Here is a 26,976-nt window from a genome sequence, read left to right on the forward strand (position 1 = left end):
TGAATTTTAATATAAAAGGGGTAAGTATATGCTCAAGTATGAACAAATTGCGCAACAAATGAATGAATATATAGAAAGTGGTCAATTTCAAGCAGGGGATAAATTACCAAGTGTTGAGGCATTAAAAATAAAATATAATGTGAGTAAAAGCACGATTATTAAAGCTTTGGAAATATTAGAAAAGCAAGGTAATATTTATCAAGCACGCGGTAGTGGTATCTATGTGCGTAATAAAAAAAGAGATGGATATCTTAATCTTTTTTCAACTGGCGGTTTTAGTGATGAATTTACAGGACTAAATGTAACAAATAAGGTATTGCGCGTTGAGGAAGTCATTTCACCAGAAAGCGTTCGACAAAAATTAAAGTTAGAGAAAGATACATTAGTCTATGTTTTAGAGCGTATTGTTTATGTAGATGGTGAAATATTTTGTTTCGAGCAGTCGTATTTTAATAAAGATATCGTGCTATTTTTAAATGAATCTATAGCAGAAAACTCTATTTTTAAATATTTAGAACAAAACTTAAAAGTGAAGATTGGGTTTTCTGATATTTATTTTAATGTAGATAAATTGGAAGAAGAAGAAGCTGAATTATTAGAATTGGATGAGGGCGATCCTTGCTTAAATTATGAACAAGTATTTTATACAACTACTGGTATACCATTTGATTGTTCACATCTGATATACCATTATAAGAACGCTCATTTCTATATTCCTTCACAAAAATAAACGCTTGATTAGCTTGTTTATACTTAATGAAAATTAAGTATATAGCATGCTAATCAAGCGTTATTTATTTAAAAGCGATCAATGACACTTTTAATTGTATAGGCGTTAAGTTTATTTATAATCGTTTCGTCAACATCACTGTATATTTCATCAAGTGCAGGCGTTATATTTTTCCCAACAGGACAATCTGTGTTAGTGTGACCATGAATTTTGGCGAAATGGGTTGTGTCAGCAAAAATAAGCTTATATAAATCACCGAGTTTAATATCATGGGATGAACAAGATAAACTGTAACCGGCAATACCTTGGCTACTCTGTATAAAATTACCGTCTCTTAAATAACGACATAATTTTCTCACTAAGGTGGCGTTACTATTAATACTGTCAGCGATATATTGACTTGAAACAGGTTCATTTTTTATAGCTAACAGAGAGAGAATATGGATTGAAACAGAGAATTGTGTATTCAAGTATAGGCCTCCTTTAGGTTTTACTTGTGTTTGTTTTTAGTACAAGTAAAGTTTACGTTATTTTAAGCTAATGCGCAATATATTAAATTTCAAAATTAAAAAACTTATTTTTTGACTATTAAATATCAAATGAAACTAATATAATAACATCATTGGTATAGATAAATCATCATTTTTTTAAAATAAAAAAGGGGGCATATTTCTTGGTAGATAATAATAAATCCATTAAGGACACTTACATGTCGAGAGAAACGATTGATAATATTAATAATCAAGTACAAATGAAGGAAGTTTTGTTTGATAAGACACCTGGTCGTTATGCGCTTAAATCAATTATGTCAGGATTCTTACTAGCAATCGTTACTGTATTTATGCTAGCTATAAAAACACAATTTGCAGGTGCAAATGAAGGTTTAATAAATTTAATGGGAGCTATTTCATTTAGTTTAGCCTTAGTTTTAATTGTACTGTCACATTCAGAATTATTAACGAGTAACTTTATGTTTTTAACAGTTGGTTGGTATTATAAAGTTATCGGTATGAATAAAGCGTTGGGTATTATGATGGTATGTTTTCTATTTAATATAATAGGTGGATTTTTCTTATTTGCTTTAATGAAATTCACGCCAATCATGACTTCAGACATGGTTGCAAGCTTAACGAAACTTGTGAATGGTAAGACGGTAGATGCCACATGGTATGGCATTTTAGGTAAAGCCATATTTTGTAATTTCTTTATTAATATTGGTATTTATTTATCAATTCAATTTAAAGATGGTCTAACTAAAGCATTTTTCATTGCTAGTGGAGTCATCGTCTTTGTATTTATGGGTTATGAGCACGTTGTATTTAATGCAGGGCTATACGCAGGTATGGTGTTTTATGATTTTGATGGAATCGCATGGTTACACGTATTAAAAAATATTGTGTTCGCCTTTATAGGTAATTATATTGGTGGAGGTATTTTCGTTGGTCTAGTTTATGCGTATTTAAATGGTAAACGAAATAGCTTACATAATTAATGGTATTCAAAATAGTAACAAGCATGATCATAATTTTTTTGTGATTGTGCTTTTTTTAGTTTTTAAAACATAATAATTGACTCAATAATTAAGAAGCCATATTGTATTGATATGATTGTAAATGGTTTATGATTTTTTAGGGAAGTTATCCATGAATGAATAAGCTATAAATGAGAAGGAGTGACAAAATGTCTGAATATAATATAAGAGTTGCTGTGGAATCTGACGCGGAGGCATTACAAAAATTGATGTATGAATCTTTTACTCCGTTAAGGGAATTAGGTATAGATTGGCCATCAGTTAATGCGAATGTTGAATTAGTTAAAAAGAATATTAAAACAAGCACGATGTTTGTACTAGAAGATGATCATGAAATAATTTCAACGCTTACGGTGCGTTATCCTTGGGAAGGAAAACGTCGTATCTCAATATATCCATTTGTTTGGTGGTTCGCTACGAAGCCGTCATATGATGGTAAAGGTATTGGAAGTAAATTGTTAAAATATGTTGAGGAGACTTATTTAAGAGACACGCTTAAAGCACCAGCAGTGACGCTTGGTACATCTGCACGTTTACACCCTTGGCTACTAGATATTTATAAAAAACGTGGTTATGAAATATACGGTGAGCACGAGAGTAACGATGGAGATTTGGGAGTTATCATGAGAAAAGTACTAATACCGGAAAGTTTTGACGAAGAAGTACTAGGTACGCCACCATTCTAATAAATTGAATAAATGCATAGGGAATCCCATTAGTGATTGAATAAGGGGATTACCTATTTTTAAACTATCATGTGATTTAATTCACAAAAGCAACTGAATTTATATTACAATGCAAGTGTAAAGAAAAGGGGGGATCATATGACTGATTTTATACTTGTTGTTCATGGCATGAATAAAGGGAAACAAAATGAAGTACTTCATCATTTTTTGGAGCAATTGGTAAGTCGTAACGTACGTGATTATCATATTGCTTTCTTAGAAAGTAAAAATCAAAGTCTTGAACAAGTACTAGACACACGTATTCAACAGGGTACTAAAAGTTTTAATATCATTCCACTTTTACTTTTTCCAGCAAAGCATTATTTAGAAGATATTCCTATGATCTTAAAACTTTATGAGAATAAATATCCACATATTAAATATAAAATTGCTGAGCCACTTGGCACACATCAATTAATGACAACGCTAGTTAAACAGAAAATTTTATTTAAAATTAAAAGTCATCCTAAAATACAGCACATTATTTTAATGGCTCATGGCAGCGAATGTTATCGTCATCCTGATATTGCTTTATGGCAGTTAACTCAAGACTGTGACGTGTTTGAAATACCTATTTCTATGATGACATTATATGGTGACTACAATTATCGCTTTAACTTACTGCACTATTTAAAAAATAATACAGACATATTGATTGTACCCATATTTTTCTATGACGGCTTTTTGGTGAATAAAGCAAAACGTCATATAGCACAAATGAATGATAGTTGTAATATACATTATGCAGCAGCTATTAATTTTGACCCTTTGCTCTCAACGATGATTACAGAAAGAATTAAACAATTAGAGGTGTTTGAAAGTGTATCCAATTCAACTCAACTTGTCAGATAAACGTGTTGTAGTGATTGGCGCAGGTAAAGTTGCGTACAGAAAAGTACAACAGCTTATTAAGGAAGACATACAGTCGCTAGTTATTATAAGCAAAAAATTTTTACCGGAATTTTTTGAAATTGAATATCCTAAAATAAAGTTGTTTACGAAGTGTTATGACAGCGAAGATATTAAATATGCGGATATTATTTTTGCTGCAACAGATGACGAAGGTGTTAATCATCTAATTAAGCAAGATGCTAAGCGTTATCAACTTGTTAACCATATAGGTGATAAAGCGCAATCTGATTTTTACAACATGTGCGAAATAAAATACAAAGACATAAGTATTCATTTTAGATCAAATGGTACAAATCGTAGCGGAGTGAAACAACTATCAAAAGCGGTACAAGCATTTTTAAATGAAGAGTATGAGGCGGAAGACAATGTCTAAAAAGCAGTTAGTAATGATTGGTAATGGCATGGCGGGCATACGCACGATTGAAGAAATATTAGAACGTGATGCACAGCAATATAACATAACGATTATAGGTAAGGAACCATATCCAAATTACAATCGAATTATGTTATCAAATATATTGCAGAAAAAGATGACAGTGGATGAGACCATTATGAATCCATTTGAGTGGTATAAAGACAATGATATTCAGCTTATTACAAATGATCCAGTAGTAGAGGTTAATCGAGAACTTAAACAAGTGATTACAGCTGATGGCCTTAGATGTAATTATGATATTTGTATATTTGCTACTGGTTCGAGTGCCTTTGTATTACCTATACCAGGTGCATCTTTATCGAGTGTAATAGGTTGGAGAACGATTGAAGACACTGAGCGTATGATTGAAATTGCTAAAACAAAGCAGCGTGCTATCGTAATCGGCGGTGGTTTGCTGGGATTAGAATGTGCACGTGGATTAATGGATCAAGGTATGGAAGTTACTGTGGTACATCTTGCTGAATGGCTTATGGAAATGCAATTAGATAAAAAGGCTGCAGATATGTTGAAAGCAGATTTAGAAGCACAAGGAATGCACTTTAAATTGCAGGCAAGTACACAAGAAATACTTGGACAAGAAGATGTTACCGGTGTTTTGTTAGCGGATGGTACAACATTAGAAGCAGATTTAGTGGTCATGGCAGTTGGTATTCGACCGTATACACAAGTTGCGCAGTCAAGTGGCTTAAAAGTGAATAGAGGCATTGTCGTTAATGATTATATGCAAACGAGCGATGAAGCTATTTTTGCAGTTGGTGAATGTGCAGAACACAATGGTAAAGTATATGGATTAGTTGCACCATTATATGAGCAGGGTAAAGTATTGGCAGACCATTTAACCGGTCGAGAAACAGAAGGCTATCGAGGTTCCACAACATTTACTTCTTTAAAAGTTTCGGGTTGTGATTTATATAGTGCTGGTCAAATTAAAGAAGATATAGATATCCAAGGTGTAGAGGTTTTTGACAGTGTTAATAAACATTATAAGAAAGTGTTTTTAAAAGATGACAGCATTGTTGGAGCAGTCTTATATGGAGATATTGATGATGGTCCAAGATTTTTTAATATGATGAAAAAACAAGAACCATTAGAGGATTACACGATGGTTTCACTTATGCATAAAGGCGGAGAAACGAGTGAAATAAGTATTGTCGACATGTCAGATGATGAGACAGTTTGTGGATGCAATGGTGTCAGCAAAGGAAAGATTGTGAGTGCAATTAATGAGCATGGTCTTACTAGTGTAGAAGCAGTCACAAAAGAAACAAAAGCTGGCAATTCATGTGGTAAGTGTAAAGGGCAAATTGGTCAGATTTTAGAGTATACATTAGGTGATGATTTTGTTGCTTCTAAACCATCTGGTATATGTGCATGTACTGAGCTCACGCGTGATCAAATTGTTACTCAGATAAGAGCAAAAGGATTGAAAACGTCTAAGGAAGTACGCTATGCACTCAATTTTAATGATAAGTCGGGTTGTCCAAAGTGTAGACCAGCTATTAATTATTATTTGAATATGGTTTATCCATTTGAGCATAATGATGAAATTGAGTCACGTTTTGCAAATGAACGCTATCATGCCAATATTCAAAATGACGGTACATTTTCTGTGATTCCCCAAATGCGCGGTGGTGTTACGAATGCAGATCAGTTAATTCGGTTAGGAGAAGTTGCTAAAAAATATGATGTGCCATTAGTGAAAGTGACAGGTTCTCAACGTATAGGATTGTATGGTGTTAAAAAAGAATTACTACCACAAATATGGTCTGATTTAGGTATGCGTTCAGCTCCAGCATATGCGAAAAAGACACGCTCAGTTAAAAGTTGTGTAGGTAAGGAATTTTGCCGATTTGGTACGCAATATACTACGCAATTAGGTATTCGTTTAGAAAAAACATTCGAATACATCGACACGCCACATAAGTTTAAAATGGGTGTCTCTGGTTGTCCAAGAAGCTGTGTAGAATCTGGTGTTAAAGACTTTGGTGTTATCAGCGTTGAAAATGGCTTTCAAATTTATATTGGGGGCAATGGCGGTACGGACGTAACAGAGGGTATACATTTAACTACCGTCAAAACAGAAGATGAGGTTATTAAATTATGTGGTGCGATGATGCAATATTATAGAGAGACTGGTATTTATGCAGAACGTACTGCACCGTGGATACAGCGATTAGGTTTTGAAAACGTTAAAGCAGTTTTATTAAATCAAGAAAGACAAGACGATTTGTTCAATCGTATTATGGAAGCGAAAAAAGCTATAGAAGCTGAACCATGGTCACACATTATAAATAATGAAGTAGCACAAAAAATATTTGAAGTGGAGAAAGTTTAATTATGAAAGCATTAGAAAAAATAAAAGTAGCAACGGTCGATGAGCTTGTTCCTTTAGTTGGCAAAAAGGTAATCATAAACTATATCGAAATTGGTTTATTTTTAACAGAATCAGGTGAAATACACGCAGTTCATAATGTATGTCCTCATAAACAAGGACCACTTTCAGAAGGTACGGTAAGCGGTGAATTTGTATATTGTCCTTTGCATGATCAAAAAATAGATTTGAAAACGGGACTCGTTCAGTCACCAGATACTGGATGTGTGGATGTTTACGATGTAGAAATTCATAATGGAGCTGTATATATATGCCACTAAACACTTATGGCAAGGTATATCTCGTAGGTGCTGGACCTGGGCAGCCTGAATTATTAACAAGAAAGGCCGAACGCCTTATTCGAAGTGCAGATATCATATTGTATGACAGATTAGTCAATCCATTCATTTTACAATTAGTAAGACCAGAAATTGAAATAATAAATGTGGGTAAGGAAGCATACCGTAAGCATATACAACAACAAGTCATAAATGAAAAATTAATTTCAGCTGCAAAGCACCATAGATGTGTTGTTAGATTAAAGGGTGGGGATCCTGCAATTTTTGGTAGAGTCCATGAAGAGGTTGTTACATTGTCACAAGCCGGAATTGATTTTGAAGTTGTACCAGGTATTACAACAGCGAGTGCTGCTGTAGCCTCAGTAGGTTTAGGATTAACAATTCGTAATGTCGCCCATAGTGTCACTTTTACGACAGGGCATCTGAATAAAAATAGTCAGCAGCAAGTTGATGTTACAGCACTTATAAATGGGGGCACGTTAGCTATTTATATGGGTGTGAAGCGGTTGAGTGAAATTATGAATGAAATATATCAGACTACACAAGTAGATTATCCAGTATTGCTCATATTTAATGTTTCTTCTTTTAATGAAAAACATATTATAGGTACGGTAACTACAATTGCGGAGCAGGTTTCTGATGATTTAGAACAAATATCACCAGGCATAGTGATTGTAGGAGATATAGCAGCTTATGAAAATATTAAAAGCACCTTAAAAAAATGTGCTAGTAAGAAATATTTAATTTCTGGACCCCGTTTACAGGCAATTGAGCAAGCATTTGATATCTATGAAAACGGTGGATGGTGCTTAATTAACCCTGATGAAAAGCATGAGCTTCATCACAGCCAACAGTTGTTTATAGAACAACAATTAATGCGACATTTTGATGAGAAAATTCACTCTAAGGATATAAAATAAGATGATTTCAGAAGATAATTGATAACCCCAAAGAATAAAAAGATGATTTCTATTGTAGTGAATAGAGATCGTCTTTTTTATATTTATAGGACATTAAATTACTTTTGCTCATGAGTGTGCACTTAAAAACTAAGGGTATTTCCACTGCTTATTAGGTGATTCCCTAATATTTGAAATTTGTGAAAAAATGTACAATTTAGTTAAGCAGTGAATGAAGTGAACCATAGAATCCTACTTTTAAAATTTTACTGGCAATGATCTGAGAGGGTGTTTTCAATGAAAAAATTTGGATTAAGCTTTTTTAAGCCGACAGAAAAATTTAATGGTGACTGGTCGGTCTTAGAAAGTAAGAGTCGGGAATGGGAGAAAATGTATCGAGAAAGATGGAGTCATGACAAAGTAGTTAGAACGACTCATGGTGTGAATTGCACAGGTTCTTGCTCATGGAAAGTATTTGTTAAAAATGGTGTGATTACATGGGAAAATCAACAAACAGACTATCCAAGTTGTGGGCCTGATATGCCTGAATTTGAACCTAGAGGTTGCCCACGTGGTGCTTCATTTTCTTGGTATGAATATAGTCCTTTAAGAATTCGTTATCCATATATCCGTAAAAAGTTGTGGGAACTTTGGGTAGAAGCCCTAGAAACTCATGATAATAATACGATAGAAGCTTGGGCATCTATCGTAGAAGATGAGGAAAAAGCAAAATTATATAAACAAGCACGAGGCAAAGGTGGATTAGTGAGAACGAATTGGAAAGACGTAGGGAAACTCATATCTGCTCAAATTATTTATACTATCAAAAAATTTGGTCCAGATAGAATAGCTGGTTTTACCCCGATACCTGCTATGTCTATGTTGAGTTATGCTTCTGGTGCACGATTTGTGAGTTTACTTGGTGGAGAAATGCTGAGTTTTTATGATTGGTATGCAGATTTACCACCTGCTTCACCTCAAATTTGGGGTGAACAAACCGACGTGCCTGAATCAAGTGATTGGTATAACGCATCTTACATTATGATGTGGGGTTCTAATGTACCGATGACTCGTACCCCAGACGCACACTTTATGACTGAAGTTCGATATAAAGGAACGAAAGTGGTGTCAATTGCACCTGATTATGCAGAGAATGTGAAATTTGCAGACAATTGGTTAGCACCACATCCTGGTTCTGATGCAGCACTTGCGCAAGCGATGACGCATGTCATACTACAAGAACATTACGTTAATCAACCCAATGCGCATTTTATAAATTATTCAAAACAATATACGGATATGCCATTTATTATCATGTTAGATAAAGATGAAAATGGTTTTAAAGCAGGTCGTTTCTTAAGAGCAAATGACTTAGGCGAAACAGTAGAGCATAGTGAATGGAAGCCTGTCATTTTTGATAAAATAACTCAAGACTTAACGGTTCCAAATGGCACAATGGGACAACGTTGGGAAAAAGATAAACAATGGAATTTAAAATTAGAAAATGAAGACGGTAGTAAAATTGACCCGGCACTGAGTCTTGCAGAAGATCATTTTGAATTAGAAAAAATACAATTTCCATATTTCAATAATGAGGGCAATGGTATTTTTGAACGACCAATTGCGGTTAAAAAAATTACTCTAGCAAATGGAGAAGAACAATATATAACGACAGTTTATGATTTAATGACAAGTCAATATGGCATAAAAAGATTTAATCATGAATTAGAAGCGAAGGACTATAAAGATGCAAATTCATATTATACACCTGCATGGCAAGAAAAAGTGACAGGTGTGAAACAAGATGTGGTTACGCAAGTGGCACGTGAATTTGCGCAAAATGCAATTGATACAAAGGGTAAATCGATGATCATTATGGGTGCAGGTATTAACCATTGGTTTAACTCAGATACGATATACCGTTCTATCTTGAATTTAGTATTACTATGTGGCTGTCAGGGTGTGAATGGTGGCGGATGGGCGCATTATGTTGGCCAAGAAAAATGTAGACCCATTGAAGGGTGGAATACACTTGCATTCGCCAAAGATTGGCAAGGACCACCAAGATTACAAAATGGCACGAGTTGGTTCTATTTTGCGACAGATCAGTGGAAATATGAAGAATCTAATGTGGATAGTATAAAATCCCCATTAGCTGAGAATATTAAGCACCAACATCCAGCAGATTATAATGTGCTAGCAGCCAGATTAGGTTGGTTGCCTTCGTATCCACAATTTAATAAAAATAGTTTGTCATTTGGTGAAGCAGCAAGAGAGGCAAATGAATTTAATAATGAAGCGATTTTAAAACGTGCAGTAGATTCTGTGAAATCGAGAGATACAGAGTTTGCGATTGAAGATCCTGATTTGAAAAAGAATCATCCGAAAACGTTATTCCTCTGGCGTTCTAATTTAATATCTAGTTCTGCGAAAGGGCAAGAGTATTTTATGAAACATTTACTCGGAGCAAAGTCTGGACTATTGGCAGAACCGAATGAAGAAGTGAAACCAGAAGAGATTCAATGGAGAGATGACACTGAAGGTAAGCTAGATTTACTTGTGTCACTAGATTTTAGAATGACTTCGACACCACTTTACTCAGACATTGTCTTGCCAGCAGCGACATGGTATGAGAAGCATGACTTATCATCTACGGATATGCATCCTTTTGTACATCCATTTAATCCGGCAATCGATCCTTTATGGGAATCACGTTCAGATTGGGATATTTTCAAATCGTTAAGTAAAGAAGTGTCAGAAACTGCGAAAAAACACCTTACAGGCGTATACAAAGATGTCGTAACTACACCTTTAGCTCATGATACGCAACAAGAAATATCGAATGTGAACGGTATTGTAAAGGACTGGACTAAAGGTGAAGTAGAAGCCATTCCTGGTAAGACAATGCCAAGCTTCACAGTTGTTGATAGAGATTATACAAAAATATTTGATAAATATGTCACACTAGGGCCTTTATTAGAAAAAGCTAAAGTGGGTGCTCATGGTGTGAGTTTTACAGTGTCAGAACAATATGAAGAGCTGAAACATATGGTCGGTACTTGGAATGATGACAAAGAAGATTCAGTGAGAAACGGTAGACCTAGAATAGATACTGCAAGACGTGCAGCAGATGCTGTATTGAATTTGTCTTCAGCTACAAATGGCAAATTATCACAAAAATCTTATGAAGATTTAGAACAACAAACAGGCATGCCATTAAAAGATATTTCTAGTGAACGTGCATCAGAAAAAATAACGTTTTTAAATATGACGGCCCAACCAAGAGAAGTTATTCCAACTGCAGTGTTCCCTGGTTCAAATAAAAATGGACAGCGTTATTCACCTTTTACAACAAATATTGAACGTTTAGTACCGTTTAGAACATTAACAGGACGTCAAAGTTATTATATTGATCATGAAATATTCCAACAATTTGGAGAAAACTTACCTGTCTATAAACCAACTTTACCACCAATGGTATTTGGGACAAGGGATAAGCATGTCACGATGGATGATCAAACACTCGTATTACGCTACTTAACCCCACATGGTAAATGGAATATCCATTCTACTTATCAAGACAACCAACATATGTTGATACTGTTTAGAGGTGGTCCAACGGTTTGGATTTCAAAAGAGGATGCAAAAGCACATGATATTGCAGACAATCAATGGTTAGAAGTCTACAACAGAAACGGAGTAGTAACTGCCCGAGCAGTTGTGTCACACCGTATGCCAAGAGGAACGATGTTTATGTATCACGCTCAAGATAAGCATATTGAAACCCCAGGTTCTGAAATTACAGAAACAAGAGGTGGTTCTCATAATGCACCAACACGAATACATTTAAAGCCAACACAACTTGTAGGTGGTTATGCACAAATCAGTTATCACTTTAATTATTATGGTCCTATTGGAAATCAAAGAGATGTTTATGTAGCTGTTAGAAAACTGAAGGAGGTTGACTGGCTTGAAGATTAAAGCACAGATCGCAATGGTATTAAACTTAGATAAATGTATAGGTTGTCATACTTGTAGTGTCACTTGTAAGAGTACATGGACAAACCGACCCGGAGCTGAATATATGTGGTTTAACAATGTAGAAACTAAGCCAGGTATTGGCTACCCCAAAAGATGGGAAGACCAAGAACAGTATAAAGGTGGATGGTACTTAAATAAAAAAGGAAAACTAGAACTTAAATCTGGTAGTAAATGGTCCAAAATAGCATTAGGGAAAATATTTTATAATCCTGATATGCCAGTGATTAAAGATTACTATGAGCCGTGGACGTATAATTATGACCACCTTACGACAGCTAAAGCAGGTAATCATTCGCCAGTCGCTAAAGCACATTCTCTAATATCAGGTGAGAAATTAGATTTGAATTGGGGACCTAACTGGGAAGATGATTTAGCAGGGGGGCACGTTACTGGACCAGAAGACCCTAATATTCAACGTATTGAAGAAGATATTAAATTTAAATTCGATGAAACCTTTATGATGTATCTACCAAGATTATGCGAGCATTGTTTGAACCCGAGTTGTGTTGCTTCATGTCCTTCTGGTGCAATGTATAAACGAGACGAAGATGGTATTGTGCTAGTCGATCAAGAGGCTTGTCGTGGTTGGAGATATTGTATGACAGGTTGCCCTTATAAAAAAGTTTATTTTAACTGGAAAACCAATAAAGCAGAGAAGTGTACATTTTGTTTCCCACGTATTGAAGCAGGCACGCCTACAGTATGTTCTGAAACTTGTACTGGTCGTATGAGATATTTAGGTGTTTTATTATACGATGCCGACAGAGTTGAAGAAGCGGCTAGTGCAGAAAACGAACAAGATTTATATGAAAAACAACTCGATTTATTCTTAAATCCATATGATGAATCAGTGATTGAACAAGCACAAAAAGATGGTGTTTCAATGGAATGGATTGAGGCAGCTCAAAATTCACCAGTTTACAAACTCGCTATTGAATATAAACTTGCGTTTCCATTGCATCCTGAATATCGCACTATGCCAATGGTTTGGTATTGTCCACCATTGAGTCCAATCATGAGTTATTTTGAAGGGCAAACGGCAACAGATGCAAATAGAAATCCTGATATGATATTCCCAGCAATTGAAGAAATGAGATTACCAATTCAATATTTAGCGAATTTATTTACTGCTGGAGATACAGAATCAATTAAAATAGCATTACAACGTATGGCAATTATGAGAAGTTATATGCGTGCAGAAGTGACAAACAAACCATTTGATACTGATAAATTGTCAAGACTTGGATTAACTGAACGCCAAACAAAAGATATGTATCGTTTGTTAGCTATAGCGAAATATGAGGATCGCTTTGTAATACCAACATCTCATAAAGAAGACTATATAGATACGTATCGTGCTCAAGGTAGTCAAGGTTATGGTGGAGAATACTTCGGTTCTAATTGTGAAGGATGTGGTGTTCCTGTGGGTACAGCATCTGAAAAATCAGGACAAGAAATATACAACGAAAATTTCTATGGAGGGATTTTCCGTGATTAATCTAACGCAGTATTTTTATTATCAAGAAACTTTTGGTTACTTAGCTCAACAGTTGGAATTTCCTGAAAAATTGACATTTCATCCGAAAACATTTGAAGAAGTTATTGATTTGGGACATCCAGCGTTTGATGATTTATTAATTTATCGTGAAAAGATGCATGAACTCAGCCTGTTAGAAATTAAACAATTGTATTCAGACACATTTGATTTTAATAAAAAGGCACCACTTTATATGACTTATAATAAATTTGATACACAAAAGGAACGTGGACAGTTACTCGCTAAATTAAAAGTATTATATGAGATGTTTGGATTGGAAATGGCAGCCAATGAATTGCCAGATTATTTACCTTTAATGCTAGAGTTTTTATATGTCGCACAATGGCAAAATGATTCACGCGCACAAGGAAATATTGAATTTATCATCATGATTATTGAAGATGGTACTTATGCGATGGCACAACAATTAAAAGAAAAAGATAGCCCATATTATTACTTAATCAAAGGATTAAGAGCTACTTTGAAAGCGTGCATCGAACCTGTATCAGAGGTGAAGACAAATGTTTAATCAATTTCTATGGGTGATTGTACCTTATCTTTGCGTAGCTATTTTTTTAATTGGGCACATCGCACGATATAAATTTGATAAATTTTCATGGACTGCTAAATCTAGTGAATTTATTGAAAAGAAACAATTGAAATGGGGCAGTCTCATGTTCCATTTAGGCATAATTCCCGTAGCTATGGGGCATTTTGTAGGCTTAGTTATACCTGCATCTTGGTTATCAGCAGTCGGTGTTAATGATCACTTGTATCATATAGGAGCAGTGTATATTGGGAGTATATTTGGTATAATAACTATGATAGGTATGTTGTTGCTAACCGCACGCCGTGTAACTAAAAAGAACATTAGAAAATTGAGTTCTGCCTCAGATATTATTGTGAATTTTTTACTTCTAATTATTGTTTTTATGGGCTGCTATGCTACTTTAGTAACAAATGCAACGATACCAACATTTGATTATAGAGAGACAATTTCAATATGGTTTAGACAACTATTTATGTTTTCACCTGATGCTACATTAATGACGCATGTACCACTCGCGTTTAAGATGCATATACTTCTAGGATTTGTGATTATGGCTTTTTGGCCGTTTACTAGATTAGTTCATGTGTGGAGTGTACCACTAACTTATGTGAGCCGTAGTTACATTATTTATCGAAAGCATAAAGTGTGAATGGAGGCGAAAGATTGAGCCTATTATCTTTTAATGAACAAGTGAATTATCAAGCCGTTTTAGACACGCTACGTATTGAAGAAGGTTTTGATTTTGCAGGATTGGCATTTTACAAAGATGAAAACCAATTGTCACCGATAAAATGGAATTATGTATCTGGAAGTACCAATTCTCGCTATAAACTTATTGTGCTTAGAATAGGTAAAGGGATTGCAGGAAATGTGATGAAAACAGGTAAGCGAATGGTGATAGAAGATATCAATCAATTTCTCTTACCGAGCGAAAAACACAAATATCCAATAATATTATGTGAACGGCTAACAGCAGTGATGGCAATACCATTATGGTATGAAAATCACGTTTATGGTGTGCTATTATTAGGTCAAAGAAATAATAGGCCACTACCTCAAACATGTCACTCTATTTCAATCGTAAATAAATTGGGTGTTTTTAATGAAGAAGACTAGGTGATTTTATGAAAACGAATCAAGTGGAAAGTATAGACCAATTGTTAGTTCAATATTTTAATAATACAAGTGAAAAAATAGTATTTGTTGATAAATATGGTCAAGTGATAGCGATGAATAAAGCAGCGCATGATATTATTTCACCGGATAATGACTACCAAGAAATGACTAATACGATATGTAGTCGCTGTGATGGGTATACAAATGAATATGATTTACAATCATGTACAAATTGCTTTTTAGAAGCTGATTCAGTTGGAAATACAAGTTTTCAAGTATTTATGAAAACGACGCGTGGTACAGTTGAACCTTTTACAGCGACATATCAAACTATTGATGAAACAAAAGATATTAAAGCATTTACATTACAAAATGTTTCACCTCAAATAGAGCGTCATGACAAGATGTATCAGCGAAAAATGATGCAAAAAACGATATCTGCACAAGAAAATGAAAGAAAAAGAATATCACGTGAATTGCATGACAGTCTCGTACAAGAAATGTTAAACATCGATGTGGAATTAAGGCTGCTAAAATACCATAGAGAAATGCAAACTTTGGTAGATAATTCTAAGCGAATAGAAGGATTAATGTCCAAATTGATAGATGATATTCGTAATTTATCTGTTGAATTGCGGCCGTCATCTTTGGATGATCTAGGTTTAGATGCAGCATTTAAAACCTATTTCAAACAAGTTGAAGCCAATTATGGCATACGCATAGAATATCACTCTAATCTAGCTTCACATCGCTTTGATAGTGAGATTGAAACAGTCGTATATCGTGTTGTTCAAGAGGCATTGTTTAACGCAATAAAATATGCTGGTGTAGATACTGTTGATATTGATTTACATGTAAACGACTATAAATTAATTGCAGAAATTATAGATAGAGGCAAAGGCTTTATTAAAACAGATCAACCACAAGGTACCGGATTAAGACTTTATGGTATGAATGAACGCGCAGAACTCGTTAATGCAGAAGTAAGTATAGATACACAGATTGATAGAGGTACTATCGTTACATTAGAAGTTCCAATATAAGGGAATAAGGAGAAATTAATTTTGAGAATAGTGATAGCAGATGATCATGCTGTTGTGCGCACAGGATTTTCTATGATTTTAAACTATCAAGAAGATATGGAAGTCGTTGGGACGGCAGCTGATGGTGTAGAAGCGTACCAGAAAGTAATGGAATACAAGCCAGATGTTTTAATTATGGATTTAAGCATGCCACCGGGTGAATCAGGGCTTATTGCAACAAGTAAGATATCTGAGAGTTTTCCAGAAACAAAGATATTGATATTAACGATGTTTGACGATGAGGAATATTTATTTCATGTATTAAGGAATGGCGCAAAAGGCTACATTTTAAAAAATGCTCCAGATGAACAGCTTTTATTGGCTATAAGAACCGTTTACCAAGGTGAAACTTACGTAGATATGAAACTCACAACATCGCTAGTAAACGAATTCGTTAACAATTCGTTTCAAGATACTCAAGCGAGTAATGATCCATTTAAAATTTTATCTAAAAGAGAAATCGAGATTTTGCCATTAATTGCAAAAGGATATGGCAATAAAGACATCGCTCAAAAGTTATTCGTCTCTGTCAAAACGGTGGAAGCACATAAAACACATATCATGCAAAAACTAGACTTAAAAACAAAACCTGAATTAGTTGAATATGCAATGAAGAAAAAACTAGTCGACTTTTAAATCACATAGATTCATCAATATAGTGTTAGCGCGAAAAATGATTGTTCTATTCAGTCATTTTTTCGTGCTAACTTTTTTTATAAAAGATTTATTTACTGTGCTGTGAAACCAAAATATAAAGTAATAATAATGGTTGATGAATATAGGGGAAACCACACATTAACTTAAGGGATAATCCTTATGTTAATTTTTTCACAATAAACATAAAATGAAAGTGTAGCTAGTATTTTGTAAACAAAAAGCAATTTTCAATTCGCTTATATTACACCAGTTTTAACTTTCATAAATATTAAATAATATGCATATTTTTTAATTGTAGAGTAACTGCGAAATACTGGCTATTTAATCATTGAAATTAAATAGATGAAAATGAAGGTGAAATGAATGAACAAAGCAAGTGGTGGTTTCCAACTTAGCTTACAAACGCTAAGTCTTGTAGTTGGATTTATGGCATGGAGTATTATATCTCCATTAATGCCTTTTATCTCCCAAGATATTAATATCACGGGGAATCAACTTTCAATTATTTTAGCAATACCCGTTATATTGGGTTCTATTTTAAGAGTGCCATTTGGATATTTAACTAATATTATTGGTGCTAAATGGGTGTTTTTCTGTAGCTTTATTATTCTATTATTTCCTATTTACTTTTTAAGTCAAGCCCAAACGCCGGGCATGTTAATGGCTTCTGGTTTCTTCTTAGGTGTTGGGGGCGCAATTTTCTCAGTCGGTGTCACATCAATTTCTAAATATTTTCCTAAAGAAAGAGTAGGACTTGCTAATGGAATATATGGTATGGGGAACATTGGTACTGCAATTTCTTCATTTTTAGCTCCAGTTATTGCAGATATGATTGGATGGCAAACGACAGTTAGAGGCTATTTGATTGTTATTGTTTTATTTGCAATTTTAATGTTTCTTCTGGGTGATGCGAATGAGAAAAAAATAAAGGTGCCACTCGTTAAGCAGTCTAAAAAATTAATGAAAGATCTTAAGCTTTATTATTTATCATTATGGTATTTTATTACATTTGGTGCTTTTGTAGCGTTTGGATTATTTTTACCGAATTTTTTAGTTCAAAACTTTGGTATTAGTGAAGTAGATGCTGGTATTAGATCTGGTATCTTTATCGCGTTAGCCACTTTTTTAAGGCCATTAGGTGGGATTTTAGGAGATAAATTTAATGCAGTTATTTTATTAATGATAGATTTTGTATTTATGATTATAGGTGCAATTATTTTAGGGTTTTCAAGTCATATATTATTGTTTACAATCGGTTGTTTACTTATTAGTATATGTGCAGGTACTGGTAATGGTCTCGTGTTCAAACTCGTTCCATTCTATTTTGCCAAAGAATCAGGAGCAGCGAATGGTATTGTTTCAATGATGGGCGGACTTGGTGGTTTCTTCCCTCCAATTGTCATATCTTATGTCACAATGATGACTGGTACAAGCCATTTAGCATTTATATTTTTAGCATTCTTTGGTGTTATAGGCATCATTACCATGCTACATATCGTAAAAAAAGACAATTTGAGACTGATTTCTTAAATATAGAAAAAAATAAGAAAACAAATAGCGCTACATTACCATAAATTGGAAATGTAGCGCTATTTATTATCTATGAATGTTTAGTCTATTTTGATGTTTGATTTCGGTTGTTCTTTTTGCTCTTTTTTAGGCAACGTTACAGTGAGTAGGCCATTTTCATAAGAAGCTTTGATACTACTATCATCAACATTTTCAAATGGGAATTGGCGGCTCAAATCACTATGGTTACGTTCTTGGTGTACTGCACGTTTAGTGTCGTTTTCATCTTGAACTTCGACAATTTGCTTACCTTCAATCGTTAGCAAATTATTTTCAAATTCTAAACTAATATTTTCTTTTTTAATACCTGGAAGTTCAGCTTCAACGATATAGGCGTTGTCTAATTCTTTAATATCTGATTTAATACTCTCATTGCCAGGAAATTGTTCGAAAATTTGTTTTCCAAAATCTCTGAATAAATCACCTGGATTTACATCGATAAACGGATTGTTAAAATTTTTATTTTCAAAAGTCATGCTACATCTCTCCTCAGCGTAGTTTAATTATTATATTTAATCGAATGGAATTGAAGTTTAAGTTATAAAAAGTATAAAATTAAGGTGAACACTTAGTTTACCTTACAAATACATTATAATAAAATAGTCAAAGAAAATCAAAGTCAAACTATTAATCATTGTATTCACATTATTTTAGCATGAAAGTTGAAACATTTTAAAATGAAACGTTAAGATGTAGAGAATGCTTTATAACAAGCGTTGGATAGATAAGTTTCAGGAGTAAAGTAAGTAAGTGGGTATTGTAGTAAGTAGGATTAAAAAGAGGTGAGTCGAAGATAAAAATGTTATGTATGTATCACATTGTCCCATTTAACCTCAACAAACCCCATATGATTTAAATATCTTTCGAGAAATGTTTATTAACAAATTTTTGCAATGTATCTTTTAAGTCTATAGCTTCATCTATGTCCATATCGAATTCACTAAAAACTTTTTTTGAAACTTTTGAAAGCGGTTCTTGCACGTTTGTCCCTTTATCAGTAAGTGCAATTTGTAAGTTACGTTCGTCATCAATCTCACGAGTTCTTGTTACATAACCTTTTTTCTCAAGTTTTTTTAACAAAGGTGTAAGTGTTCCAGAATCTAAAAAGACACGCTCACCAAGTGTCTTAATATTAATTTTTTCGTCCACCTTAATTGCGAGTAAGACAATATAACCTGTATATGTTAAATCATACTCTTTTAAATGAGAAGTATACTTCTTAATTATTTCTTTAGAAGAAACATAAAATAGAAAGCATAGTTGCTGTTCTAGGTAGCTGTCCTTTTCCTCCATTTAATCACCCCTTTTGAAATTTAACCATATTATGAACACCATTCATTGTCAAGGAACGGTTGCGCACCTTTAGATATAGCTTTTTATACTATTTTTTAACTATTATCTTATTAAATAAGTAAAAATTTAATACTATAACATTCCGTACGTCTTAATTACTTGAATTCATATAAAGATTATAGGATTTTAATCAATTCGACTAAACTTGAAATAGAATTTATGTATTATATGTATTAAATGATATTAAGAAATGTTAACTTGATGTTTGGGTTGCTCTGAAATATAAGGAGATTTTGTTACAAAACAGTTATAACGCTTTATAATTGTATTATAATCAGTCATACTATTACTATTATCAATTTGAATGAGCGAATATTAATGATTTGAGTAAGATATAACTTACATATTAAGTTAATGACTTACTTTACTATAGAAAGATATCGCGTTAACCAGAGGAGATTATAAATGAAGACATTTTTTAAAATTATGGGTGTATTACTTGTAGCGCTTATAATTTCAATTGTATTATTCTTTGCCATGAGAACATACCAAGGGCATAAACACTTAGAATTGGTTGATCATTATATGGAAGATCAAAATTTGACAGAGAAAATTAAATCTGAAGAAACACTGTACAGTGCTAAAAAAGGTTTGTTTTATAAAGAAGTTAAATTTAAAGATGATCCAAAACATACTTATGTAGTTCAACCAATCAGCATGACTACAGGAATTGTAGTCCAAGGTTTTGATCCGGAGACAAATAAAGATATCAAAGGTGCCAAACATAATGCATTTAAAAAAGATTATAAAATTAAAGACTAACTAAGAAAATAAAAACGTAGACAAGGGAGTGGGACAGAAATCTAATTTTTCTAATAAAATTTCGTCGTCCCACCCCGGCACAGCTGACTAGAATTGAAAAAAGCTTGGTATAAGCGCATTTTCAATTCAGTCAGCCACTGCCAATATAAAAAAAAGAGGCTAAGACATGTCATTATGTCTCAGCCTCTTTTTTAGATTAGTTTCTTTGAAATAATATTTGTTCGTTAATTTTATTAATACTTCTTTTTTACAGAGACTATATAGATTAAAAAAAGAGCAGTAAATCTCTATTTAAGAAAATTTAACTGCTCTTATATATGTGAGTAAAGAAGTTAAGCACTTACATAATCCTGTGGATTACATGCCTTTCATCTCACCCATGTCATGAATTTTCATCATTAAGCCATGTGGCATATCGTCATGATCGATAACTTCCATTTCACTATAAGTATCGTCACCTTCAGCTTTTACTAATTTAACAAAATCTCCGCCCTTAGGTGAAAATCCAGATTCAGAAGGTAACTTCACATCTTTTTCTATCTTTTTATCTTTCTCGCTGATTACTTTTTCAGCTGTTGTACTGTTTTCCATATAACCATAGTAAGTTTCTTTTGGACCACTAGACATCATCATAATGACTAAAACAATAGCAACAATTAACATTACTGAACTAATAACAATTGCAAACATTTTTTTGTTTTTCAAAGTTGAAATCTCCTTTATATCCGTTTCTTCTTTTATATCTGAAATGCTAAAATAATGCAATTATAAAGTGGGTAATTTTATTCGATTTATAATAAATAGTACTATTTTAGACTTATTTATAAGATAAACTACATTAAGTGTAACATTGATTGCTATTTATAATGGTGAGATACGTATATACTTTAGCTCGTCATAATGAAGTTCAAACTCTAGGGGATTAGCTGTTCGTATAAATTGTTTTATCTCGGCTTTTGGCGTATTTGCTTGTTCTATATGACGTAAAAGTGTGCGTTCGATATACGTTTCATTTAATAAAGGTGGTAGGGCGTAATCAATAAAACCATGTTCTCTGTTAAGTGTTTGTATAAATAGCATTGCCTTAGTAGGTAATACATGAGGTCCTAGGACAAATTTATGTACTTCTTGTGGCGAAAAGCGATGTTTCAATGAATTAAATAATAAGATGTGTATATATTGAAAATCCTTAAAAACGATATAATTTTCATGAATTGATAAAGGTTTACCAATAAAAGGTTTCACAATTTGATATAGATATATTAAAGGCTCACATATTCCGTGACGATTCATTAATGCAATATCCATATTATCTTTAGGCATTAATTCGTAACCTACACCACTTCCGCGATTGAGCATAATTAATATATGGCACATTAAGTCGGCAGTTTCTAAGGGAGTATTTTCTTTATATAATTTAAAACACTTTTTGGTGAGTTTGGTATATACAAATTTAGAGGTGTGAATTTGAGATGAGTCAATGAGTTGATTATAATAGTCAAAATAGCTCATTGAGTGATTAAACATATTACTTTTCTTATTAAGCAATGATTGGACCTCTTTTTGTTCAATATCAATAAAATAAAAATCAAAATTGAATCTATGTAATATATCAAATGCACTTTTTAAGGAATGTGTTTGTTTGATTACACCTTCTACTGTTATAGCTAGTTTTATACGTATATTTAAATTTTTTACTTTAATATATAAACGGTTAATTTCTTTTAATGACAAATGTTCAGCATCGAAAAGCATTATAAAATTAGAGTTAGATTGTTGATAATGGTGCTCATTTTTATATTTTAAATACTGTAAGATGATATCTTGAATAAATTTAAATTGATGGCTAGATTTAACCCTAATTGCGATACCTACATTATTTGAAAATAATGAGTCAATGAAGTCAATCAAGCCAGTGAAATTCAACTTTTCTAAAGCGAGCTTATTAACATTGTTAATCATTAAATAGGATTCGGATAAATCAGTGAAATTGAGGTTAGTGTTTAAAGTTGATTGAACGATATCCATCAGTTCATCAATGTGAATAAAAAGCGTCGGTGTTTTTGCAATATCTTTATAGGTTAATTGATCCAATTCGATGTTGACTTGATTAGATGGCAATGGCTTTTCTACTGAAATAGATTCGAAATAGGGTATATAATTACTAACGTCTTCGTTAATTAGCTTAACAGGGATACGCTGTAATACCATGAACTTTTTCCTGTATTCATTAGGTGTCATATTCAAGTGGTTTTTAAATTGATGTGTATAATTTGGATAATGGTTAAATCCCATATTTTCTGAAATGGCATGGATTGTCTCCTTACTATGAACTAATTCTGCTAAGGAGGTGGCTATCTTTAAACTAGCAATATAAAGTTTAAAACTTATGCCTAAGTATTTCTTGAACAAAATAGAGATATACGGTGCCGATATATAAAAAGAATTAGAAATATCTTTTGAAAAAATAGGCTGAGTGACGTGAGCTTTAATAAATACAGTGATTTTATTTAACAAGTTACTTTCAGATTGAATAGAAGGTACATAAATAAAATCTTGTTTAATTTTAGCTTCTTTATTTAAAATGGTAATAATTTCAATGATATTTGAATATTTCGTATCATTTAAGCGACTTAATTGCTCAATCATAGTTAATGTTAAATACTTGATATATTCACTAGAATTTATCAATTTGAAATTATAATAACAATGAAAGAATGATTGATCTATTTCCGCAAATTGCTGTACAGGTATTGTTAATTCAACAAGTTGTTCAGCATTCGTTATTTGATATAAATCGCTATGATTGATAACGATAAGATTGCTGCCAACAGACTCATGTTTCCCATTATTCACGACGTCAAGTTGGTTATTTAAAGAAAATAACAAGATTACTCGGTCGATACAACGTCGTGTGTATGTACTTAAATATTCATGAATACATAGTGTTGTACTTTCCATCATAAAAGCAACTCCTAATAGAAAAATGATTTGTTGAACAAATTACATTATATAATAAAATGTTGTGAACAGTAATACTTTAAATATAAATATTTTTGAATATAATGTTGTTATAAAGATGTAAAAATTAAATTTAGAACAATGTAAAGTGAGGTACGTATAAATTTTTGCTATACAATAACGAATTTTTAATTCATATACGTATTATTTAGAGGAGGTTATTCATTATGAATCATATTTATTCCAATTTTTATACCACAAATAATAAAATAACTGATTTAAAACCTTATATATTAGGCATTGTTCTTCATGATGATGCTGAGAATTATGCTGCCAAAGATTATATAGATTGGCTAAATAATAGAATCGAAAAAAATGAACTTGAAAAAGGATGGGCAAGTGTTTATGTAGATCAGCATACTTGCTATTGGTTTCACCCAACAGAATATGTTGAATGGCATTGTGGTAACGTCTATGCCAATACACATTTTATAGGTGTAGAACGATGCCAATCTAAAAGAGATGGTGTGCTTACAGATCAAGAATTTATGAAAAATGAAGAAGTTAGTTTTTGGGTTGCTGCACTATTATTGAAAAAATACAATTTACCAGTGAACAGAAGTACCGTTAGAATACACAAAGAATTTTTTGAAACTGAATGCCCAGACAGAGCATGGAAGATTCATCTTGAAGATGCACAGACAAATTCAGAATCTATACTAAAACTAAAAGATTATTTTATAAGTAGAATTCAAGGCTATTATAATAAAGTTGTTGATTCTGAACTCGAAAATATGGGCTGAACATCATTTAGTAAGTGGTATATATATCGTAGAATAAGCGATGTAAAAGTTCATTTAGCTATTGCGTAATTTATTGGAACCGGTTACAATAAAAATATTCATATTTATGGAACCGGTTCTATTTAAATGGGAGGTATAGAGATGAACTATAAAAAATCTGCTACAGAAATATTACAAGCAATCGGTGGAGAAGAAAATATAGATGCGATGGCACATTGTGCCACACGATTACGTCTTGTTCTTAAGGATGAAAGATTAGTAGATGAAAAAGAATTATCCGAAATGGATGTTGTGAAGGGAACATTTTCTACTGGTGGCCAATATCAAATTATTATAGGTTCGGGTACTGTGAATAAGGTATTTGCAGAGTTAGAAAGCATAACAGGTAAAGAAGCTGCTACGACATCAGAAGTAAAAGCAGAAGGTAATAAAAACATGAATCCATTCCAGAGATTTGTGAAAATGTTATCTGATATATTTGTACCAATTATCCCTGCAATCGTAGCAGGTGGTTTATTAATGGGAATTAATAATATTCTAACAGCACCAGGTATTTTCTATGATAAACAGTCGTTAATAGAAGTACATAATCAATTCAAAGGTCTGGCAGAAATGATTAACATTTTTGCGAATGCACCGTTTACGCTACTGCCAATTTTAATTGGATTTAGCGCTGCTAAACGCTTTGGAGGAAACGCCTTTCTTGGAGCAGCCTTAGGGATGATTCTTGTGCATCCAGAGTTAATGAGCGCCTATGATTATCCCAAAGCTTTAGAAGAAGGGAAAGAAATACCTTCTTGGAATGTGCTTGGTTTAGAAATAAATCAGGTAGGTTATCAAGGGCAAGTATTGCCAATGTTAGTAGCTTCTTATATTTTAGCTAATTTAGAAAAAGGTTTACGTAAAGTAGTACCAGCTGTATTAGATAATTTATTAACACCGCTACTTTCAATTTTAGTTACTGCATTTTTAACATTTTTATTTGTTGGACCCATCACACGCACGTTAGGCTATTGGTTATCTGATGGACTAACGTGGTTATATGAATTTGGTGGTGCAATTGGCGGACTTATTTTTGGTTTGCTATATGCGCCAATTGTAATTACAGGTATGCACCACAGTTTTATTGCAATTGAAACACAATTGATTGCAGATAGTGCGTCTACAGGTGGTTCATTTATTTTCCCAATAGCGACGATGTCTAATATAGCACAAGGTGCAGCAGCTTTAGCCGCTTTCTTTATTATAAAAGAGAACAAGAAATTAAAAGGTGTAGCATCTGCTGCGGACATCTCAGCACTTTTAGGTATTACGGAACCTGCAATGTTTGGAGTGAATCTAAAATTAAGGTATCCATTCATTGGAGCGATTGTAGGTTCAGGTATTGGTTCAGCTTATATCTCATTCTTTAAAGTTAAAGCAATTGCTTTAGGTACTGCAGGACTTCCAGGTTTTATATCTATTAGCGGTCAGAATAATGGTTGGTTACATTATGGTATTGCGATGCTCATTACCTTTATCGTAGCCTTTGCGGTTACGTACACTTTATCTTTTAGAAATAAATATAAAAATGAAGCAGGATAATTATATAAATTCTAGTGAGATTTAGACTTTTGCTATAACGCATAAAAACAAACCCAACGTTAATTACGACGTGGGTTTGTTTTTATGTTAAATATCAATTTTTAGGATGCCTTCAAAGCTTTTGTTTACGCCATAAAAATGCGCCAACAATCGTCACGATGACTAATGAAATAGCAATAACAATGAGCCATGATACATAGCTGTGATCATCTATAGGTAAGGGTACATTCATACCAAAAAAACTAAATACTAATGTAGGTAAGGTTAAGAAAACAGTAAACAATGTTAATGTCTTCATCGTATTGTTCATTTCATTAGAAAGCAATGAAGCATAAGAGGTTGTAATACTCTCTAAAATGTCTGTATATAATTTTGTGGTTTCTAAGGCTTGGTTATTCTCGATAACCAAATCTTCCAACAAATCTTCATCTTCATCGAAACGCTTAATTGCAGGTAGTCGAAATAATTTTTTGATAATGGCTTCATTGCCTTTAAGTGCCGCAAGAAAATATACTAAACTTTTTTCTACTTCCATTAAATTATAAAGTTGTTTATTCGTGACATTATTTTTTAAATCACGTTCGATGCGTAATCTTGTTTTATTAAGTAATCTAAGATTTCTATTATAGTGATTGGAAATCGTCAGTAATATATTAAGTGCAAAGCGACTATGAAAATGTAAATTAATATTTTGACGACTAAAGTTCTCGAGAAATTCATTTTCAGTATTACAAACAGTTATTATTTTTTTATTGCCAATGATGATACCTAAAGGAATAGTAATAAAAGAAAGTACTTTTAAATTTGTATCATTTACAACTGGTATATCGAGAATAATCAGTGAATAACGTGTGTCTTCATCATATTCTACACGAGCACTTTCTTCAGCATCTAATGGATCTCTAACAAAATCCTCTGGGATACCGTATAAATTTATTAAGGAATCAATTTCTTCCCAATTTGGATCAACTACATTTATCCAAGAAGCGGATTGATCTAATGGAGATTCAACAATCTCATGTGTTTGTGAGTGTTTATATGCACTAATCATAATAATA

Annotated in this window: 25 protein-coding genes; 19 read left to right on the forward strand and 6 right to left on the reverse strand. The window is 33.0% G+C overall.

From position 1 onward, the window contains the following. Positions 1-28 precede the first annotated feature (28 nt). Positions 29-730, forward strand: coding sequence for a GntR family transcriptional regulator (locus NSR03_RS00890; RefSeq protein ID WP_069813324.1), 702 nt, complete (start codon positions 29-31; stop codon positions 728-730). A 68-nt stretch (positions 731-798) separates the two neighbouring features. Here NSR03_RS00890 and NSR03_RS00895 read toward each other — a convergent pair whose 3' ends face one another. Continuing rightward, on the reverse strand, positions 799-1,200 hold the full coding sequence (locus tag NSR03_RS00895) for an Rrf2 family transcriptional regulator (protein WP_021338519.1): 402 nt from the start codon (positions 1,198-1,200) through the stop codon (positions 799-801). A gap of 203 nt (positions 1,201-1,403) precedes the next feature. On the opposite strand from NSR03_RS00895, the gene NSR03_RS00900 reads away from it, so the two are divergent. The 15 genes from NSR03_RS00900 to NSR03_RS00970 all read left to right on the forward strand — a co-directional run bounded on the left by NSR03_RS00900 (position 1,404) and on the right by NSR03_RS00970 (position 18,416). Further along, positions 1,404-2,222 carry a formate/nitrite transporter family protein gene (locus tag NSR03_RS00900; RefSeq protein WP_002506797.1) on the forward strand — a complete coding sequence of 273 codons (819 nt, stop codon included), beginning with the start codon at positions 1,404-1,406 and terminating at the stop codon, positions 2,220-2,222. 188 nt (positions 2,223-2,410) lie between these two features. Further along, positions 2,411-2,947, forward strand: a complete 537-nt coding sequence (locus NSR03_RS00905; protein WP_002506798.1) for a GNAT family N-acetyltransferase — start codon at positions 2,411-2,413, stop codon at positions 2,945-2,947. A 138-nt stretch (positions 2,948-3,085) separates the two neighbouring features. Next, a complete protein-coding gene (locus tag NSR03_RS00910) occupies positions 3,086-3,838 on the forward strand; it encodes a sirohydrochlorin chelatase (RefSeq protein WP_069820742.1) in 753 nt (250 codons plus the stop codon). Continuing rightward, on the forward strand, positions 3,828-4,271 hold the full coding sequence (locus tag NSR03_RS00915; protein ID WP_285336418.1) for a precorrin-2 dehydrogenase/sirohydrochlorin ferrochelatase family protein: 444 nt from the start codon (positions 3,828-3,830) through the stop codon (positions 4,269-4,271). Before NSR03_RS00910 ends, NSR03_RS00915 begins: the two co-directional genes overlap by 11 nt. Beyond that, positions 4,264-6,669, forward strand: a complete 2,406-nt coding sequence (nirB, locus tag NSR03_RS00920; RefSeq protein ID WP_069813320.1) for a nitrite reductase large subunit NirB — start codon at positions 4,264-4,266, stop codon at positions 6,667-6,669. Before NSR03_RS00915 ends, nirB begins: the two co-directional genes overlap by 8 nt. Positions 6,670-6,671: 2 nt before the next feature. Continuing rightward, on the forward strand, positions 6,672-6,986 hold the full coding sequence (locus NSR03_RS00925; protein WP_069813318.1) for a nitrite reductase (NAD(P)H) small subunit: 315 nt from the start codon (positions 6,672-6,674) through the stop codon (positions 6,984-6,986). Next, the gene (cobA, locus tag NSR03_RS00930) at positions 6,977-7,924 is read left to right on the forward strand and encodes a uroporphyrinogen-III C-methyltransferase (protein WP_069813316.1); all 948 of its coding nucleotides are present in this window, start codon (positions 6,977-6,979) and stop codon (positions 7,922-7,924) included. Before NSR03_RS00925 ends, cobA begins: the two co-directional genes overlap by 10 nt. Positions 7,925-8,200: 276 nt before the next feature. Further along, on the forward strand, positions 8,201-11,884 hold the full coding sequence (locus tag NSR03_RS00935; protein WP_069813314.1) for a nitrate reductase subunit alpha: 3,684 nt from the start codon (positions 8,201-8,203) through the stop codon (positions 11,882-11,884). Beyond that, the gene (narH, locus tag NSR03_RS00940; protein ID WP_069813312.1) at positions 11,874-13,442 is read left to right on the forward strand and encodes a nitrate reductase subunit beta; all 1,569 of its coding nucleotides are present in this window, start codon (positions 11,874-11,876) and stop codon (positions 13,440-13,442) included. Before NSR03_RS00935 ends, narH begins: the two co-directional genes overlap by 11 nt. Next, complete coding sequence (gene narJ / locus NSR03_RS00945) at positions 13,435-14,010, forward strand: nitrate reductase molybdenum cofactor assembly chaperone (protein ID WP_069813310.1); 576 nt, start codon at positions 13,435-13,437, stop codon at positions 14,008-14,010. The genes narH and narJ overlap by 8 nt, the downstream gene beginning before the upstream one ends. Then, positions 14,003-14,680 (forward strand): respiratory nitrate reductase subunit gamma, encoded by a 678-nt coding sequence (gene narI / locus NSR03_RS00950; RefSeq protein ID WP_002506807.1) that lies wholly within the window; start codon positions 14,003-14,005, stop codon positions 14,678-14,680. The genes narJ and narI overlap by 8 nt, the downstream gene beginning before the upstream one ends. A gap of 14 nt (positions 14,681-14,694) precedes the next feature. Beyond that, on the forward strand, positions 14,695-15,147 hold the full coding sequence (nreA, locus tag NSR03_RS00955; protein WP_002506808.1) for a nitrate respiration regulation accessory nitrate sensor NreA: 453 nt from the start codon (positions 14,695-14,697) through the stop codon (positions 15,145-15,147). Between the two features lie 8 nt (positions 15,148-15,155). After that, positions 15,156-16,190 carry a sensor histidine kinase gene (locus NSR03_RS00960; RefSeq protein WP_069820740.1) on the forward strand — a complete coding sequence of 345 codons (1,035 nt, stop codon included), beginning with the start codon at positions 15,156-15,158 and terminating at the stop codon, positions 16,188-16,190. 21 nt (positions 16,191-16,211) lie between these two features. Beyond that, positions 16,212-16,865 carry a nitrate respiration regulation response regulator NreC gene (gene nreC, locus NSR03_RS00965; RefSeq protein WP_002506810.1) on the forward strand — a complete coding sequence of 218 codons (654 nt, stop codon included), beginning with the start codon at positions 16,212-16,214 and terminating at the stop codon, positions 16,863-16,865. 384 nt (positions 16,866-17,249) lie between these two features. Next, the gene (locus NSR03_RS00970; protein ID WP_069813306.1) at positions 17,250-18,416 is read left to right on the forward strand and encodes a nitrate/nitrite transporter; all 1,167 of its coding nucleotides are present in this window, start codon (positions 17,250-17,252) and stop codon (positions 18,414-18,416) included. 80 nt (positions 18,417-18,496) lie between these two features. Here the strand turns inward: NSR03_RS00970 and NSR03_RS00975 are convergent, their stop codons facing one another. Both NSR03_RS00975 and NSR03_RS00980 read right to left on the reverse strand, forming a co-directional pair. After that, positions 18,497-18,931 carry an Hsp20/alpha crystallin family protein gene (locus NSR03_RS00975; protein WP_002506812.1) on the reverse strand — a complete coding sequence of 145 codons (435 nt, stop codon included), beginning with the start codon at positions 18,929-18,931 and terminating at the stop codon, positions 18,497-18,499. A gap of 376 nt (positions 18,932-19,307) precedes the next feature. Beyond that, entirely contained in the window at positions 19,308-19,748 is a 441-nt protein-coding gene (locus NSR03_RS00980) for a MarR family winged helix-turn-helix transcriptional regulator (RefSeq protein ID WP_002511489.1), read from the reverse strand. A gap of 465 nt (positions 19,749-20,213) precedes the next feature. On the opposite strand from NSR03_RS00980, the gene NSR03_RS00985 reads away from it, so the two are divergent. Then, a complete protein-coding gene (locus tag NSR03_RS00985) occupies positions 20,214-20,570 on the forward strand; it encodes a DUF3139 domain-containing protein (protein WP_021338508.1) in 357 nt (118 codons plus the stop codon). Between the two features lie 357 nt (positions 20,571-20,927). On the opposite strand, the gene NSR03_RS00990 is transcribed toward NSR03_RS00985, so the two are convergent. After that, positions 20,928-21,275, reverse strand: a complete 348-nt coding sequence (locus tag NSR03_RS00990; RefSeq protein ID WP_069802287.1) for a DUF4889 domain-containing protein — start codon at positions 21,273-21,275, stop codon at positions 20,928-20,930. Between the two features lie 156 nt (positions 21,276-21,431). Continuing rightward, a complete protein-coding gene (rsp, locus tag NSR03_RS00995) occupies positions 21,432-23,534 on the reverse strand; it encodes an AraC family transcriptional regulator Rsp (protein ID WP_069813304.1) in 2,103 nt (700 codons plus the stop codon). A gap of 224 nt (positions 23,535-23,758) precedes the next feature. Between rsp and NSR03_RS01000 the strand changes: the two genes are divergently transcribed. Then, a complete protein-coding gene (locus NSR03_RS01000) occupies positions 23,759-24,334 on the forward strand; it encodes a peptidoglycan recognition protein family protein (RefSeq protein WP_069813302.1) in 576 nt (191 codons plus the stop codon). Between the two features lie 141 nt (positions 24,335-24,475). Beyond that, entirely contained in the window at positions 24,476-25,918 is a 1,443-nt protein-coding gene (locus tag NSR03_RS01005) for a sucrose-specific PTS transporter subunit IIBC (RefSeq protein WP_069813300.1), read from the forward strand. Positions 25,919-26,030: 112 nt separating this feature from the next. Here the strand turns inward: NSR03_RS01005 and NSR03_RS01010 are convergent, their stop codons facing one another. Next, positions 26,031-26,969, reverse strand: coding sequence for a magnesium transporter CorA family protein (locus tag NSR03_RS01010; RefSeq protein ID WP_056935863.1), 939 nt, complete (start codon positions 26,967-26,969; stop codon positions 26,031-26,033). Between the last annotated feature and the right edge of the window lie 7 nt (positions 26,970-26,976).

It is taken from the genome of Staphylococcus sp. FSL W8-1207 (assembly GCF_038003745.1).
Lineage (GTDB): Bacteria > Bacillota > Bacilli > Staphylococcales > Staphylococcaceae > Staphylococcus > Staphylococcus equorum.

Coding starts and splice junctions, on each gene's coding strand:
- NSR03_RS00890 (WP_069813324.1), top strand. CDS start 29: ATGCTCAAGTATGAACAAATTGCGCAACAAATGAATGAATATATAGAA.
- NSR03_RS00905 (WP_002506798.1), top strand. CDS start 2,411: ATGTCTGAATATAATATAAGAGTTGCTGTGGAATCTGACGCGGAGGCA.
- NSR03_RS00910 (WP_069820742.1), top strand. CDS start 3,086: ATGACTGATTTTATACTTGTTGTTCATGGCATGAATAAAGGGAAACAA.
- nirB (WP_069813320.1), top strand. CDS start 4,264: ATGTCTAAAAAGCAGTTAGTAATGATTGGTAATGGCATGGCGGGCATA.
- NSR03_RS00925 (WP_069813318.1), top strand. CDS start 6,672: ATGAAAGCATTAGAAAAAATAAAAGTAGCAACGGTCGATGAGCTTGTT.
- cobA (WP_069813316.1), top strand. CDS start 6,977: ATGCCACTAAACACTTATGGCAAGGTATATCTCGTAGGTGCTGGACCT.
- NSR03_RS00935 (WP_069813314.1), top strand. CDS start 8,201: ATGAAAAAATTTGGATTAAGCTTTTTTAAGCCGACAGAAAAATTTAAT.
- narI (WP_002506807.1), top strand. CDS start 14,003: ATGTTTAATCAATTTCTATGGGTGATTGTACCTTATCTTTGCGTAGCT.
- NSR03_RS00960 (WP_069820740.1), top strand. CDS start 15,156: ATGAAAACGAATCAAGTGGAAAGTATAGACCAATTGTTAGTTCAATAT.
- NSR03_RS00970 (WP_069813306.1), top strand. CDS start 17,250: ATGAACAAAGCAAGTGGTGGTTTCCAACTTAGCTTACAAACGCTAAGT.
- NSR03_RS00975 (WP_002506812.1), bottom strand. CDS start 18,931: ATGACTTTTGAAAATAAAAATTTTAACAATCCGTTTATCGATGTAAAT.
- NSR03_RS00980 (WP_002511489.1), bottom strand. CDS start 19,748: ATGGAGGAAAAGGACAGCTACCTAGAACAGCAACTATGCTTTCTATTT.
- NSR03_RS00985 (WP_021338508.1), top strand. CDS start 20,214: ATGAAGACATTTTTTAAAATTATGGGTGTATTACTTGTAGCGCTTATA.
- rsp (WP_069813304.1), bottom strand. CDS start 23,534: ATGATGGAAAGTACAACACTATGTATTCATGAATATTTAAGTACATAC.
- NSR03_RS01000 (WP_069813302.1), top strand. CDS start 23,759: ATGAATCATATTTATTCCAATTTTTATACCACAAATAATAAAATAACT.
- NSR03_RS01005 (WP_069813300.1), top strand. CDS start 24,476: ATGAACTATAAAAAATCTGCTACAGAAATATTACAAGCAATCGGTGGA.
- NSR03_RS01010 (WP_056935863.1), bottom strand. CDS start 26,969: ATGATTAGTGCATATAAACACTCACAAACACATGAGATTGTTGAATCT.